This window comes from Paenibacillus roseus (assembly GCF_016424485.1).
In the GTDB taxonomy this organism is placed as follows: Bacteria; Bacillota; Bacilli; order Paenibacillales; family Paenibacillaceae; genus Paenibacillus_D; species Paenibacillus_D roseus.
In genome coordinates this window covers 145,188-160,634 of sequence record NZ_JAELUP010000089.1, presented here as the reverse complement: position 1 = coordinate 160,634, position 15,447 = coordinate 145,188, and the positions used below count along the sequence as shown (strand labels likewise).

Annotated in this window: 11 protein-coding genes; all 11 read right to left on the bottom strand. The window is 49.4% G+C overall.

The annotated features are described in order from the left end of the window. Window positions 1–65: 65 nt before the first annotated feature. The 11 genes from JFN88_RS16190 to JFN88_RS16140 all read right to left on the bottom strand — a co-directional run bounded on the left by JFN88_RS16190 (window position 66) and on the right by JFN88_RS16140 (window position 15,274). Window positions 66–1,094, bottom strand: coding sequence for an ABC transporter ATP-binding protein (locus JFN88_RS16190; RefSeq protein ID WP_199020297.1), 1,029 nt, complete (start codon window positions 1,092–1,094; stop codon window positions 66–68). Next, window positions 1,091–2,119 carry an ABC transporter ATP-binding protein gene (locus JFN88_RS16185; RefSeq protein ID WP_199020296.1) on the bottom strand — a complete coding sequence of 343 codons (1,029 nt, stop codon included), beginning with the start codon at window positions 2,117–2,119 and terminating at the stop codon, window positions 1,091–1,093. Before JFN88_RS16185 ends, JFN88_RS16190 begins: the two co-directional genes overlap by 4 nt. 26 nt (window positions 2,120–2,145) lie before the next feature. Continuing rightward, window positions 2,146–3,291, bottom strand: a complete 1,146-nt coding sequence (locus JFN88_RS16180) for an ABC transporter permease (protein ID WP_199020295.1) — start codon at window positions 3,289–3,291, stop codon at window positions 2,146–2,148. 3 nt (window positions 3,292–3,294) lie between these two features. Next, entirely contained in the window at window positions 3,295–4,293 is a 999-nt protein-coding gene (locus JFN88_RS16175; protein ID WP_199020294.1) for an ABC transporter permease, read from the bottom strand. An 86-nt stretch (window positions 4,294–4,379) separates the two neighbouring features. After that, window positions 4,380–6,365, bottom strand: a complete 1,986-nt coding sequence (locus JFN88_RS16170; protein WP_199020293.1) for an ABC transporter substrate-binding protein — start codon at window positions 6,363–6,365, stop codon at window positions 4,380–4,382. A gap of 70 nt (window positions 6,366–6,435) precedes the next feature. Continuing rightward, window positions 6,436–7,674 carry a hypothetical protein gene (locus JFN88_RS16165; RefSeq protein ID WP_199020292.1) on the bottom strand — a complete coding sequence of 413 codons (1,239 nt, stop codon included), beginning with the start codon at window positions 7,672–7,674 and terminating at the stop codon, window positions 6,436–6,438. An 830-nt stretch (window positions 7,675–8,504) separates the two neighbouring features. Continuing rightward, on the bottom strand, window positions 8,505–9,230 hold the full coding sequence (locus JFN88_RS16160; RefSeq protein ID WP_199020291.1) for an SDR family NAD(P)-dependent oxidoreductase: 726 nt from the start codon (window positions 9,228–9,230) through the stop codon (window positions 8,505–8,507). A gap of 76 nt (window positions 9,231–9,306) precedes the next feature. Then, the gene (locus JFN88_RS16155; RefSeq protein ID WP_199020290.1) at window positions 9,307–10,830 is read right to left on the bottom strand and encodes an extracellular solute-binding protein; all 1,524 of its coding nucleotides are present in this window, start codon (window positions 10,828–10,830) and stop codon (window positions 9,307–9,309) included. A gap of 65 nt (window positions 10,831–10,895) precedes the next feature. After that, entirely contained in the window at window positions 10,896–11,774 is an 879-nt protein-coding gene (locus JFN88_RS16150; protein WP_199020289.1) for a carbohydrate ABC transporter permease, read from the bottom strand. Window positions 11,775–11,786: 12 nt separating this feature from the next. Beyond that, window positions 11,787–12,683, bottom strand: a complete 897-nt coding sequence (locus JFN88_RS16145) for an ABC transporter permease (protein ID WP_379167410.1) — start codon at window positions 12,681–12,683, stop codon at window positions 11,787–11,789. Between the two features lie 332 nt (window positions 12,684–13,015). Then, complete coding sequence (locus JFN88_RS16140; protein ID WP_199020288.1) at window positions 13,016–15,274, bottom strand: helix-turn-helix domain-containing protein; 2,259 nt, start codon at window positions 15,272–15,274, stop codon at window positions 13,016–13,018. Window positions 15,275–15,447: the final 173 nt, after the last annotated feature.

Below are 15,447 nucleotides of genomic sequence, written 5' to 3'. Positions count from 1 at the left end.
CCCTATTTCTCAGGTTTGGGATGCTTCGTTTTTATCTCATTTAAAAGCTGTTTCGCCTCTCAAAGCTACTGCGCGACCAGACTGTCGACTCCCCGCAGTACCAGTTGATCGGCATAGTGGCAGGCCACATAGCGCCCGTCACCCATATCCTGAAGCGGTGGCAAGCTTTTCTCGCACAGTTCGGTGCGATGCGGGCAACGTGGATGGAAATGGCAGCCGGACGGCGGGTTTGCCGGGTTCGGCACTTCTCCCTGAAGGACAATCCGTTCTACCTTGCGGTCCGGGTCAGGATTCGGAACAGCCGACAGCAGCGCCTCCGAGTAAGGATGCAGAGGCCGCCTGAACAGTTCCTCCGTCTCAGCCAATTCAATAATTCGTCCCAGGTACATCACTGCGATCCGGTCGGAAATATGTTTGACGACCGACAGATCATGGGAGATGAACAAATACGTAATCTGGTATTCCTGCTGCAAATCTTTGAGCAAGTTAATAATTTGCGCCTGAATCGATACATCCAGCGCCGATACGGCTTCGTCGCAAACGACAACCTTTGGCCTGGTGACAAGCGCTCTCGCAATTCCGATCCGCTGGCGCTGGCCGCCGGAGAAAGCATGCGGATACCGTTTCAGGAAGCTGTCATTCAGCCCCGTCTGCCGCGCCATCGCTACAACGCGATCATCAATTTCCGTCTTGGACAAGCCGGACAGTGCCCGCAGCGGCTCGCTAATAATATCATAGACGGTCATCCGCGGATTGAGAGAGGCATACGGGTCCTGGAAGATCATCTGAATGCTCTGGCGAACTTCCTTGAAATCTTGTTGCTTTGCCTTCAGAAAATCGATCTTTCGTCCATCAGGCGTATTGAAATAAACATGGCCGGAGGTCGACTCAATCCCCCTGGCCAAACATCTGCCCAGCGTTGTTTTGCCGCAGCCGGATTCCCCGACCAGGCTTAGTGTCTCCCCTCTGCGCAGCACAAAGGAAACATCCGACAGCGCCTTGACCGGCGCCGAGCTCTTGCGGAATAGACCGCCGCCATTTTGCGTCGGGTATTCCTTGACCAGATTCTGTACTTCTACAATAGTATCTTTCATGATTGCTCTCCCCCTTCATCCTGGCCGCCATGAAGGAAGCATCTGACACTATGGTCCTCTGTTAGCTGTACCTCCGGCACTTCCTGCTTGTCGCACACGCCGGCAATCCGAACCTTGCAGCGCTCATAAAAGCCGCACATTGGCGGACGGTTGATCGGAATCGGCACCGTACCTTCAATAGAATCCAGCCGCTCCTTCCGGCTTCCGATCATTGGGATGGAACGCAACAGCCCTCTTGTGTACGGATGCTTCGGATTATGGAAGATTTCCCGAACCGGCGCCTGCTCCACGACTTTTCCCAAGTACATAACTGCAACTTCATCACACATTTCCGCGACGATTCCGAGGTCATGCGTAATGAATATAATCGCCATGCCGAACTCCTGCTGCAATTGCTTCATCAGTTCCAGCACCTGAGCCTGGATGGTCACATCCAGAGCAGTTGTCGGCTCGTCAGCAATCAGCACTTCCGGTTCACAAGACAGCGCCATGGCAATCATCGCGCGCTGCATCATGCCCCCGGAAAATTCATGCGGATATTGAGTAAACCGCTTCTCCGGATTGGAGATGCCGACACGGCGCAAAATATCGATCGCCATCAGCTTTGCTTCCTGCTTGTTCTTCGTACGGTGCAGCAGAATAGACTCCATAATCTGGTTCCCGATTGTATAAAGAGGAGAAAAAGCTGTCATTGGCTCCTGGAAGATCATCGCGATTTTACTGCCCCGGATCGCCCGAATCTCCTTGCCGTTCCGCTTCAATTTCGCGATATCGACATTGTCAAGATGAATGGAGCCAGAGGTCACCGCGTGCTTGGGCTGAATTCCCAGCAATGTCTTGCCCGTAATGCTTTTCCCGCAGCCGGATTCCCCAACAATACCTAATGTCTTGCCTTTTGATATTTGAAAACTTACCCCGCTAACTGCTTTTAGCAAGCCGCCGTCCGAAGGCAAGTGAATATTTAAATCCTCAACGCGAAGCAAGGGATGAGCTTGCTGTTCTGCTGTCGCTGCAGCTTCTACCATAATACCCGCACCTCACCAAACCTGATTTATTTATAAGGGTCCGCCGCATCCCGCAGGCCATCGCCCAAAAAGTTGAACGCGAGCACAGTCACAACTACAAAACCGAGTGGAATCAGTTTCCACGGATACAAGGCTACGTTCTCAATTTGCTGTGCTTCCTGCAACAGCACGCCCCAGCTCGCAGCCGGAGAGCGAATGCCCAAACCAAGGAAGCTCATAGCTGTCTCGCCGATGATCATTGAAGGAATCGCCAGTGTCATCGTCACCACCAGATAGCTGAGGAAGCCTGGAATAAGATGGACAAGAATGATTTTTGAGTCTTTGACACCCGAAATTTTGGCTGCCATGACATAGTCCTCATTCCTTAGAGAGATGAATTTGCTTCGCACAACCCGGGCCAGCCCCGTCCATTCAATGAATGCCATAATAATCGTGATGTAAAGAAACATCTGTACGATGGGCACCCGTGGCGGAATCGCCGCAGAGAGCGCCATCCATAACGGAAGTGTAGGGAACGAACGAATAATTTCAATAAGACGCTGAATTACACTGTCAATCATTCCGCCAAAATAGCCGGAGATGCCGCCGATGACCAGACCAAGGATAAAGCTGATTCCTACACCCACAAGCGGAATCGTAAGCGAAACCTGGCTGCCGAGCACAATCCGGGAGAACAGGTCCCGACCCATGCCGTCCGTACCGAACAGGAACAGCCGTCCCGGCTCTTCAACTCCGAACAGATGGGTAGTGGAAGGGATCAAGCCAAGCAGCTTATACTCCTCACCTTTTACAAAGAACTTAACCGGATACTTGACTGTCGTATCCACCACAAATAATTTACGGAGCGTCACGGGGTCGCGATCCGACTTCATGCCGTATACGAAAGGTCTGAAATGGAACTTGCCATCTGTATCAACAAAGCGAATAAGCGTCGGCTTGCTGTTGAGATATACACTGTCATACTTGTCCAGCCCCTGCGGAGCAATAAAATTGCCGAATAAAGCAATGAAATACATGAGGCCAATTACAATGAGACTGGCTTTGGCCAGCTTGTGCTTCATCAGTTTGCGGATCATCAAGCGCCAGTGCGAGGCAGCGTAATAAGTCTCCTGCTGCTTTTTTGGCCTGAACAATTGAGTCCACCGGTTAAAATCGCCAAACATCGTTTTCATCGATCACATTCCTTTTCTTTGCATACGAATTCGAGGATCCAGCCATACGAGCAAAATATCTGAAATCAGTGTTCCAAGTACGATACACACAGCCATGAACAAGAGCCATGTGCCAGCCAAATACATATCCTGACTGAGCAGCGCATTGTACATAACCGGTCCTTGCGTCGGCAAGTTGAGTACGATTGCAGTAATCGTAGACCCAGTAAAAATGGACGTTAGCGACCAGCCCAGCGTACTGACAATCGGGTTCATCGCAGCGCGTACCGGATATTTCATAATAATTTTTGCTTCGGAAAGCCCCTTCGCTCTGGCCGTTAACATGTACGGCTTCTCCATCTCTTCGAGCATTTGCCCCCGCATAACCCGGATAAGGTCACAGGTACTCGCCGTACCGATGACAATAACAGGAATGATCATATGCTTGAGAAAATCGATGAATCTGGCGTAAGACCACGCCTGATCGACAAATTCGGGTGAGAACATCCCCAGCATCGGGTCGCCTACATACACGTAGGAAAGATACATGAGTATAATCGCCATCAAAAAGTTCGGTGTTGCCATACCCAAAAAGCCGATTGCCGTAATCAGATAGTCACCGAAGGAATACTGTTTGACCGCACTATAGATTCCCGTCGGGATGGAAAAAACATAGGTAAACAGCATGGAAACCAGAGACACGATCAAGGTCAACGCCATATATTGCCCGATAATATCGCCCACCGGACGGTTAAAAGCAAGCGAGTAGCCGAAATCGCCTTCGGTTACAATCCCCCACATCCATTTCATATACTGGAAATACCAAGGCTGGTCCAGACCATAGGCTTCACGCATAAGCTGCATGGCTGCCTCGTCCATAATTTCGCCGCCGGTCGTCATTTTGGCAGCGTAGGTACTGATAAAATCACCGGGAGGAAGCTGGATAATAAAGAAAACAATCATTGAAATAAACAGGACCACCGGGATCATCAGCAATATTCTTCGCACGATGTAACTAAGCATAATTTCCCTCTCTCCATAACATTAAAACAATGGGGGAGGACTGCTCCCCCATTGTTTCTTTCGCAAGCAGCAGCAACTGCAGCTACTTATTCAAAATAGAATTGCGCCGGATGAGCAACTCCCAGACCTCTGAATTCATCACTGTTCACAAGGTCAGGCGCTACGTTTTTAATATTGTTCTTCACAACTGTCAATGTTGGAGTTGCAGCCGTGAAGCCGATAACCCACTGGTTCTTCTGGTGCAACTTGACGATTTCCTCGCTGTACTTCGCGATTTCGTCCTTGGATGTCGATGCTTTAATCTTCTCCCAGTAAGTCAGAATTTCAGCGATATCGCCTTCAGGCTTAACGCCTTCTTTACCGCCGGAAGAGGAGTACAATCCGTAATGACCGAACCATGGCGTAATAACACGCAGTGGTACCAACTCATCCGGTCGCAAAGCAACATTTACAAGCGTAACAGTCTTCACAGTAGCAGGAATTTTGTTCGCATATTTCAGATCGAAGAAAGTTCCCTGATCAACAATTTTCAGCTCGGTGCGGATACCTGCTTCATGGAAATATTTGCGCAACAACTCGATGTATTTCTCATCATCGGCGCTTTTTTCTTGATAGATCAGAATGGACAAGTCTGAGCCATCTTCGAACGTTCTGTATTTATGCTGTGCATCCCATTTCAGACCGATCTCGTCGAACAATTTCTCTGCACGAGCTTTGTCATACTCGACCCATTGCTTGTTCCAGCCTTCCTGATAGCCCGGGAGTCCTTTCGGTACCGCTGCCTGAGACGGTTCACCCAATCCGTTCGTAATAATCTCAGAGATTTCTTTGCGATCTACGGCAACAGAAAGTGCTTCACGGAAACGAATATCCTGGAACAATGCGCGAAGCTTAGGATCTTCAGTTGTCTGGTTCAATTGGAAGCCTGTGCTGGACCAGCTTGGGCTTGTCCAACTCAGAACACGGTAGTTACCTTTTTTCTCGTTTTCCTTCAATACAGTGAAATCTTTGAAGCTAAACTGCGCTACTTCTACATTACCTGCCAGCGTACCGAGCAGTTTGTGGCTTGGATCCTGCATTTTATCGAGTACGATGCGGTCAATGTATGGGAGCTGTTGACCTTCGGAATCTGTTTTGAAGAAGTATGCATTACGCTCCATAATGAAACGATCGCTGTTCGCATCATTTTTAGCTACCCAAGGACGAAGCGACGGACGTTGCGGGTACAGCCAGAAGTAGTATCCTGTCCAGATACCGAGCGTTTTCGTATCGTTGAAGCCGTACTCCTTGGCTACCTCAAGCGCTTTATCTTCGCCGATAAACTCAGGAAGAATCGTCTTGTAGTAGTGAGCCGGAGCGAAGAACCATTTGTTGTCGATCGCCAGACGCTCCAGGAATTGTACGCTCGGATGCTTGAACACAACTTTAACTGCATAGTCGTCCACTTTCGTAATTTCTGCTCTTTCTTTCTCGCCTGTCTCAGGGTTAACGGAATAGTAGCAATCATACAGAGCTTTACCGAAAGTTTCGGGGATCAGCATGTGCTCCCAGTAGAAAATTACATCATCAGCAGTGAACGGCACACCGTCAGACCATTTCATCCCTTTGCGAAGGTGGATGATATATTCTGTAGCATCTGCGTTGACATCGTAGCCTTTAGCAACGTTAGGCTCAACGCCTGTACCATCTTGCTTGAAGCGGAACAACGGCTCCTCGGTAATCATTTCGATTCCCCACTTGTCGTCCGGACCGTTCCATGGGTAACGCCAGTCACCGCCGTATTTACCGATGCTCTCAAAAGTCGGCTCGATCATGATGTCTTCCTTGACCGGCATCCGCTCTTCAACTGCAGGGATTGTTCCTGCTTTAACCAGCTCTTGAAGCATTGGCGCTTCTGCAAATCCACCAGCAGATTTAGCAGGTGTATTCGTACTCGTATTGGTGGCCGTGCTTGTGTTTGTCGCGGTGCTCGACGTGTTGGTTGTATTTTTGGCATTGCCTGCAAAACATCCTGTCAAAGCAGACATCGTCAGCAGCAAGCTAAGACTCATGAGAATTATTTTGTTTTTCAACGTGAAACTCCCCATTCTCTCAATTAAGAATTATATGATTCCGGTAAGTATGAAGCTTGTCCTGCAAAAACTAATCCAGCAAAGTTGCGTCTGTCAACGAGGCCTTTTCCTGCGGTCCTGCCGGTCCGCCTGCAAGCAGGGGTTGTCCGAAGAAGGTACCTTGAGTCGGATTTCCAAAGCGAGCAACTGATAAGCTGTTCGGGTTGTTATAATCCTTATTCAGCCATGTCGGCCAAGGATTGCCGAGTCCCACGCCTGTCGATTGGTTCGGATAGTACTCAAATGCCTGGAGACTGTTCCAGGTATCCCATGCTGTGCCTTGGTTTGTTACGTCGGTTAATTGCACAACGACCAGATCTTTGTACACATGGTTGCCTGCATCCTTCCACATACCGTGGGAGCCGAATGCGGAGTAAGCTACCGGATGAGTACCGTTAATCTTGTTCACTTCACTCCAACTGTACGTATTTGCGAAGAAATGGGCTCCGTAGAGTACCTGAACCGGCTTCAAATAGTTCGTATTGTTGTGAACAAACTTGGCCAGCCTTACAGTAACCCGTTCAAAATCGCCTACATGGTTGCCCACTTCAGTGCCGAGTACCGTTTTGCCCAGATCGTACGGAGAGAACTGGAAGTAGACCAGATCAACGTTGTTGTACTCTTTCTCTACCCAGAAAGCATAGATCGGTGCATTAGCCAGATCGCCCTTGAAGTAAGGAAGCTTGAGATCGTAAGGATTAAGCGGTGTTTTCGTTTTAAATTCGTATTGGCCTGAACTGCTGTTCACGTAGCGGTCTACATAAGGGAGGGTATACTCGACAGAAGACGGGAAGTACACTTCACCTTGAGCAAACCAGATTCTTGGCGCGAAGGTTTGCAGCAGTTGGCGCTTTGATTGCGCATCGTATGAATTATTCGGAACAGCGACGCTAGTGGAATCCAGTGGAGAAATTTTTTCAACAACAAGGCTTGAGGTCAGGTCATTGAAATCTGCTCCTACGAACATGGCATCTGCCGTAAATACTTTGGACGCACCGGAGAAATTTTGGTCTTTGTACAAGGTCACTTTATAGCCAGGTGCTACACGGAGCGACGATATCTTGTCATTGCCTACGCCGTTTTTCAAATCATTTACATTGTAACTGCCAACATCAAATTGTTGAGATGCTCCTCCATAAGGAGAATTATCATACGCCGTTACCGGAAGATAACTTCCTGCATTTGCATAATCAGGCTTCACTGCAAAATTTGAACCAACAAGCGCTGAAACAAGAAGCGTCAAAACCGAGATTTTGAACATTTTCTTCATTGGCTTAGCTCCCTTAACCATATTTTTTCGTTTTCAAGCGTCAACGGCCTGTCCGTCCTTTCACAGGCAAAGGGTTCGTTTCGAACTAAGACTCCCACTGCAATCACGTTCCTTATGACCACCGCATTCCCCCATTTTTTCAAAATCTCATTGGCTTGTCTGCGCCGCCTGATTCCCCGGCATCCGACCTCCTACAATGAAAGGAATTGTAAACAAAACATAAATGCCGGAATCAAGCTAATCCGAATTATAGAGCTCGATTGTTACAACAAATGGTTGCGGTTGTTAAGATTATGTCAAAATTTAGGGCGACTTTATGTAGCAGAAAACGGGACGAAAACGTAAAACAAAGGGAATTTTAGGCATATAAAGCGACACTGTTCAGGGGGAAGTAAAGAGGAAAAATCGTTTGTGGTTAAGCGTTTTACTGAAAAAAAGTCCTTTTTGGTTATCATTGGAAGGCGGTAATTTTTGATTCACTTTTAAAATTTGAAAACGGTTTATTTGCTGTTTTTTTCTGTCTCTTATGTTTACAAACTTTACAATTCTCCTTGATTCGAAGTCGCAGCGCATTCGAAATTACCGTCGTGCGGGACGAAGAGGAACAACGGCAGATCGAAGAGAAAATTATTCGGCTTGGATAAAACCTTGACTTGGTGAGCCATCCTTTTTTCAAAGATATAAGAAAGCGGTTTCCCTAGTAGTCGTCTTTAAAGCCCGATTCCCCCTGATGAACTTCTATGAAATAAAGGAATCGGGCTTTAACCGTGATCGGAAGAATCCTCTGCCACGCAGTGTTCCCCTCTTCTAAAGGTCAGGCGCTGATCTTTCTACCAAGGCAATTCCTTCCCCGTATCCGCTTCAATATATAAAGGCAAGTCACGGATTTCATCTTTATGCTGGGCGATTTGGTTCAGCAGATTGGACGCCGCTTCTTCCGGAGAGTAAATTCCGCCATTATCCCACTTCCCTCTCATGAAGGACTTCACCCAGCCCGGATGAAGCAGAAGCACGCGTCCGCCCTTCTTGCTGATTTTGCGGTGAATGATGGTGGAACCCATATTAAGAGCCGCCTTCGCCATGCTGTACCCGAACCAGCTTTCGCGATGGCTCAATCCGATGCTTCCAGCCTCCGATGTAATATTGACGATTAGCTTGCCTCCATTCATAATCGGGCCGATTAGTGCATTGGACAAACGGATTGCGCCAAGCGCCGTTATATTGTAAATACGCTGAATTTCCTCGAAATCAAGCGAATCTTCTATCGTTGCATCAATATCGCCCAAAATAGCAGCGTTGTTAATGAGCAAATCGAGCCTGTCCGTTACCCCGGCAATTCGATTGGCCGCTTCTTTGACGCTGTTATCACTGCTGACATCAAGCCGAAACCCGTGCAGTCTCCCCGGATACTGATTCGAAAGCTGTCCCAGCGCCGCTTCATCCGGGGCAATCCCCCCGGCAAATACAGTATAATCGCCCTGCAGCAACTGCTTGACCAGCTCCAGTCCGATTCCCCGATCTGTCCCCGATACCATTACGGTTTTTATTCCCGTCATCCTAAGCTCTCTCCTTTTTCCCCTTAACGTCCGAAAGGAGAGGCGTTTTTTCGCCTCTCTCCCGAATTTCGAGTTTTTAATTGATTTGCGCGTAATGTGCGCTGAATTCCTCTATAATCTTGTCGCCGCCAGCTTTCCGCCAATCGTCAATCGCTTTTTGCCAGCCCGCCTCATCAATTTTGCCCAGAATAAATTTCGCGCGCGCATCCTCAATGATGGGTCTGATCTCCGTACCCTTCGTTGTCATTGTATCCGATACGAGCGGGTTGGACGGATTGTTCACGGCAATTTCTTCGTTTTCACGAATCATCTTTGCATATTTCTCCATAAGCGGGGTTTCCAGACCCGGCGTCTTCGCCGTATATTTCGCCACTTGCAATTGCAGATAGCTGGAACCAACCTCGGTATCAAACAACTTCTGATCGATAAATACCGGCTTGTTGTTCTCCAACTTATAATGCTTGCCTTCAGAGCCCCAGCCGAGCAAATCCAGCATCGTCTGATCGGAAAGCTTATCGAAGAAGCCCAGAATCTGCTTCAGTTCCTCTTCTGTTTTCACGCTCGATTTCGGGAACATGAATACGCTGTTATAACCCTGACCGCCTGGCGTACGCTCACCCTTCGGCCCCTGGATGCGGCTGACTACATCTACATCGGCTCCCGGGAAAGTCTTCGTAAGCGAGGCCTGGTAGGCTGCAGCATCGATCATATTGGAAATAACCAAGCCAGCCTTGCCTTGATTGATATCATCCTTCTTCTGCTGGTTGTTCAGCACCGGGAAGTCTTGCTTGATCAACCCTTCGTCATAGAGCTTCTTGTAAAATTGCATCGCTTCAAAATATTCCGGCGCCAAAAAGTCCGGGCTCAGCTTGCCGTCCTTGACCTCCCAGCCGTTAGGAGCGCCCATGTACGACGCGATAACATTAAAGCCTTCCATCGCCTTGTCCTCGGTCAGGCCAACTGTATCCTGTTTTCCGTTTTTGTCCGGATCATCCAGTGTAAATGCTTTCAAAACCGCATAAAGGTCATCGATTGTCTTCGGTTCGCTCAGACCGACATTTTTCAGCCAGTCGCTGCGGAAAATGATGCCGAACGTAGATAGATCTCTGGCACGGTACAACCCGTAGATTTTGCCGTCCACCTTGATGTTGTCAAATACCGCCTTGCTCATTTTGGACAAATTCGGATAGTCATCGATATATGGTCCGACTTCCCAGAAGGCGCCGGAACGAACGGCATTCAGAATATTCGAATCCTTGTTGTTTTGTACCAGCATGGCCTTAGGCAACTCTCCAGAGCCGATCGTCACGTTCACCTTGTCCTTGTACATGGAATTCGGAACCCAGGAAATATCCAGCTTGGTATTCGTGTACGCTTCAACCGCCTTTTGCACATCACTGTCAGCCTTGGGCGGCTCGGCATACATCAGGGACATGATACTCAGCTTGAGCGGCCCCTGGCTCTCTCCCGTCACAGCTTTGTTGGTGCCGCCTTCCGGCTTGTTCGCATTCCCTCCACAGCCCGCCAGAAGAGTAGTTCCGAGCATGACCCCCATGATCAGAATACCTGTTTTCTTCCATTTTATTTGCCAGTTCTTCATGGAATTGCCTCCCTATAGATAATTTTATGTGAAAGTCTTTCCGCCAGCAAGTGGCGGAAATTCGATCAGCCTTTTACAGAGCCCAGCAGCACGCCTTTGGCAAAATGCTTTTGCAGAAAGGGATATACAACCAGGATCGGAACTGTCGAAATGACGATGACAGCCATCTTGATAATCTGCGACGGCGGAGCAATATAGTTCTGGTCAAATTGGGTAGAGTCGCCGATTCCCCCCTGGGATAAGATGACAATCTGGCGCAGCCATACCTGAATCGGCCACATATCGGCATTGTTAATGTACAAAATCGCATTGAAGAACGTATTCCAATGACCTACCGCGTAAAATAAAGCGAATGTCGCCAGCACAGGAGCCGACAGCGGCAGTACAATGCGAAACAGCAGCCCCAAATCATTGCATCCGTCGATTTTAGCCGCCTCCTCCAGTCCTTCCGGCAATTGACGGAAAAAGCTGACGACGACAATGAGATTAAAAGCGCTAATGGCATTGGGAATGAGCAACGCCCAATACGTATTCAGCATCCCGAACGCTTTTACGACAAGGAAGGTTGGAAGAATGCCGCCATTAAAGAGCATCGTGAATACGACCAGCATCATAAACACATTTCGCCCGCTAAAGTCCTGTCTCGACAACGGATAGGCGAGCAATGCGGTAAAGAGCAAATTAATGATCGTGCCGATTACCGTAATACCGACTGTAATGCCCAGGCTTCGAATAATAGTGCCGGTGGAGAAGATATATTTGTAGCCTTCCAATGAAAAGGTAGTCGGGAATAAAATAAACCCGCGGCGCAGCACCTCCTCCGGCGCAGCAAATGAAACCGACACGATATAAATGAACGGTATGATCGTGACCAAGGCAACCAGGGACAGGAAGATATAGTTCAATCCGTCAAAGAAACGGCTGCTCAAGCTTCTGCCAATCATGTCATCATCTCCTTAAAAGAGGCCGCTTTCGCCGAATTTTTTGGCCAGCTTGTTCGCGCCCAATACCAGCAGCAGTCCGATCACCGATTTGAAAAGTCCGACCGCTGTACTGTAACTGAACTGGCCCTGCTGAATCCCGACATTGTAAACATACGTATCGAATACTTCCCCAACCTCACGGTTCATGGAGTTAAGCATCAGAAAAATCTGCTCGAAGCCCGTGTCGAGGAAATTGCCAAGCCTTAGAATGAGCAAAATGACAATGACGCTGCGAATCGCCGGAAGCGTAATATGCCATAGCTGCCTGAAACGACCCGCTCCGTCAATTCTCGCCGCCTCGTAAAGCTGCTGATCAACTCCTGCAAGCGCCGCCAGGAAAATAATCGTGCCCCACCCTGTCTCTTTCCAGACCACTTGCGCGATAATCATCGACCGGAACCACTCTTCCGACATGAGAAAATTGATCTTGGGCAGCCCAAGCGCCGCCAGAATATCGTTGACAATACCGCCTTCCGTGGTGAAGAAAATATATGAAATCCCCACCACTACAACCCAGGATACGAAATGCGGCACATAGACAATCGTTTGAATAAAGCGCTTGAACATCTCCCTGCGAATTTCATTTAACAGCAGCGCCAACACGATCGGCAGCGGAAAGAAGAACACCAGATTGTAAAAAGCAAGCAGCAGCGTATTCCGAAACAGCATGCCAAATGATGCGTCAAAGAAAAACCGCTGGAAGTGCTCGAAGCCGACCCACTTGCTTTGCAGCATGCCAAGCGACGGCTGATAATCCTGAAACGAAATAAGCAGTCCCCACATCGGGAAATACCGGAAAATAATAAAATAGAGCATCCCCGGAAGCGCCATCAGGTAGAGCCATTTGTTCTTCAACAACCGCGCCAGCATTCGGTTGCCCCGCCGCCGGGTCACTGCGCGGTCCGGTAAAATCGTCGTTTCCGCCATTCGTCTTCCTCCTTGATTATTCGGGTAGGGCCAGCATAAGCAAAAGCGGAATTGCCTTCAATAATCCGCAGCGCTCCACTTGCAAAAAACCAGGCGCAGCACGGGTTTGTCCCCGAGCGGTAATCACCTGCGACCCAGCGGATAATCATTTGGGAACCGGTGCAGGACACTTAAAAACGGAGAAAAAAGGAGGTCTTGACTCTACATCAAGTAGAATCAAGACCTCCTTTGGTTCGTATGAATCATGCGGAGCTTTATCCTTTCGGCTGCCGCAGCTACATCTCCGCCAGCTTCTGCTCCCTGTACTGCCCCGGCGTCATGCCCTCCAGCTTGCGAAACTGCCGGATAAAATTTTGTGCATTCGTATATTGAAGCCGTTCGGCAATCTCCGTAATTTTCATGTTCGTGCCGCTCAGCCACCCCTTCGCCTTCTCATGCCGGTAGGAGGCCAGATATTCGCTGAAACTCAGCCCGGTCTCCTTGCGGAACATCCGGCGGACATAATGCGTGCTGTAATGAAGCCGGGCCGCACACTGCTCCAGCGTCAGATCGCTGTCATAATATGTATGAATCAGCTCCCGCACCGAGCATGAGATACGCTTGCCCGAAGAATCGTGGCGCTTGCGGGCAAGCGCAATCATCGGCTCAATCATTCCCGTCCGAAACCACGCCTCAATCTCCTGCGGGGTTTTCAGACCGAACAGCTGCTCATACTTGTTGAGCTGGTCGCGGGCGAACAGTTCATCCGTATCGCCAGTCTCATAGACTGCCCGTGCCAAATCCGTCAGCAGCATTGCGAAAGATACTCTGTAGAGCCGGGGGTTCGTCTCGACCCGCAGCACCTCCTGAATAAACTTGCGCAGCAGTTCTTCAGCGCGCACAGCATCGAGAAAAGCAATGGAATGTACCAGTTCGGACGCCAGATGATGCGGGTAATAATGACTGGCAGTCTGCTGGGGCTTCAGATCATCCAGATGCAAAATCGCCTTCTCCCCCAGACGAATCCGGTATTGCAGAGCTTCCTTCGCTTCCAGAAACGCTTGCGGTGTCGCGTACATTTCATCGTATGGCCTGCTGATGCCTGCACTGATTTTCAGTCCCAGGTATTCGTCCACCGCCTTTTGCACGGATTCGGCAAGCACACTCAACTCGGCAAGCAGTTCCCCATGGGTATCTGCATCGCTCCCGACCAACGTTACCTGATAGTTGCCGACCGGCATCGCATGAATCCGCTGCGGCGGCGGAATCAGTTCCGAAGCAATATTATTGATCGCAAACAGCAGCAAATCCTGCTCTTTCGCCTCGTAACGGGTCTGATCCAGCGTATCAATCTGCATCAGGAGTACTGCATGTTTATGCCATTGCGGAATTTGGAATTGCTGCATCTTCTCTGCAAGCTCGCCGGAGAGCAGCTCGCCCTGAAGCAGCTTGAGCATAAAGTAGTCGACCAACTGGACGGACTGAATCTTCATGCGGTCCTCCAGCAGCTCATTGGACTGGTGAAGAAACGCCAGGTGCGTGCTGATTCGCTGAAATTCGTCGCGCACCACTCCGCTTGCTCCAGACGGCTTGCCCGTCCGCACGGTAAATTCAAGCAGTCTCCTCAGCGGGAAGTACATGCGTCTGGACCCCCAATAGGAGAGCAGAGCTGCAATCAGCACCAGCGCCAGACAGGCAGTGAAGGTCGCCCAACCGATCAGCGCAGATTCCTTCGTCGATTCTCCGAGCGGGATGACCGATACATAGGTCCAATTGTTGTAACGGGACTGGTTGTAGACCACACTGCTGGGTTCACCCAGCACGACGCTGTTCAGGTACCCCTGCTGCCGCCCCGCCTGCTGCATATCCTGTATCCAGCCTTCGGAAGCGATATTTTGTCCGGTCAGCTTCCCGCCGCTGTGTACAATTACATTCATTTTGTCATCCAAAATCATCGTCTCGCCGGTTGCAAAGCCGCCTGCCAGCAGCTTGACCAGTTCACCGCTCGACATCCTTACAGACATGTACCCTTTCGGCTCTGCCGCGTTTGCAGGAATCATCTTCACAAGCCGGATACCTGCAAATGCCGATGACGTTTCCGGTATCCACCCAACGCTGTAGTTCCCCTTCAGATCGTTGATCTCCTGCGACTTGTTATTCCCGAAATAAAAGCCGCCGTTCCGGATATGCCAGCCGTGTTGCAAGCTGTGAAGCTCCACATCCCGGACCCCAAGCTCATACGTCTGCACGCCGAGCAGTCCTTTTACGAGCAAATCAATTTCCTGAAAATCCTCAATTCGCAGTTCCTTCTTCACATCCTCCGTGACAAGCGGCGTCTCTGCATAGCGGCCGGATACCTGATCGATTACTTTCAAAATTTGCTCGACCCGACTTTGCGACTGCTGCAAAATAAAGACATTTGCTTCATTGACTTTAGTCTGTACAGCTGAGGTCGACTGGAAAAAAGCATACATGCCAAGGGCCAGCAAAGGAACTGCGCTAATGAAAATTGTAAACGCTATCAATTTGATTAAGAAGGAATATCTAGATGACATAAACTCCCCCAAAAGATGGATGTAATGGTTCTCATTGTACCATATTCTTGCGTGATTGGGGAAACTCTTGCATAACTTCGATGAGAGCCTCCGTGTGAAAGGTTCTTCCGGGAGCATGGCGAACGCTTCGCTTCTCCAGAATCCTTTCACACTCCGCTACCCACTTCTGTTTC

Coding starts and splice junctions, on each gene's coding strand:
- JFN88_RS16190 (WP_199020297.1), bottom strand. CDS start 1,094: ATGAAAGATACTATTGTAGAAGTACAGAATCTGGTCAAGGAATACCCG.
- JFN88_RS16185 (WP_199020296.1), bottom strand. CDS start 2,119: ATGGTAGAAGCTGCAGCGACAGCAGAACAGCAAGCTCATCCCTTGCTT.
- JFN88_RS16180 (WP_199020295.1), bottom strand. CDS start 3,291: ATGAAAACGATGTTTGGCGATTTTAACCGGTGGACTCAATTGTTCAGG.
- JFN88_RS16175 (WP_199020294.1), bottom strand. CDS start 4,293: ATGCTTAGTTACATCGTGCGAAGAATATTGCTGATGATCCCGGTGGTC.
- JFN88_RS16165 (WP_199020292.1), bottom strand. CDS start 7,674: ATGAAGAAAATGTTCAAAATCTCGGTTTTGACGCTTCTTGTTTCAGCG.
- JFN88_RS16160 (WP_199020291.1), bottom strand. CDS start 9,230: ATGACGGGAATAAAAACCGTAATGGTATCGGGGACAGATCGGGGAATC.
- JFN88_RS16155 (WP_199020290.1), bottom strand. CDS start 10,830: ATGAAGAACTGGCAAATAAAATGGAAGAAAACAGGTATTCTGATCATG.
- JFN88_RS16150 (WP_199020289.1), bottom strand. CDS start 11,774: ATGATTGGCAGAAGCTTGAGCAGCCGTTTCTTTGACGGATTGAACTAT.
- JFN88_RS16145 (WP_379167410.1), bottom strand. CDS start 12,683: ATGCTGGCGCGGTTGTTGAAGAACAAATGGCTCTACCTGATGGCGCTT.
- JFN88_RS16140 (WP_199020288.1), bottom strand. CDS start 15,274: ATGTCATCTAGATATTCCTTCTTAATCAAATTGATAGCGTTTACAATT.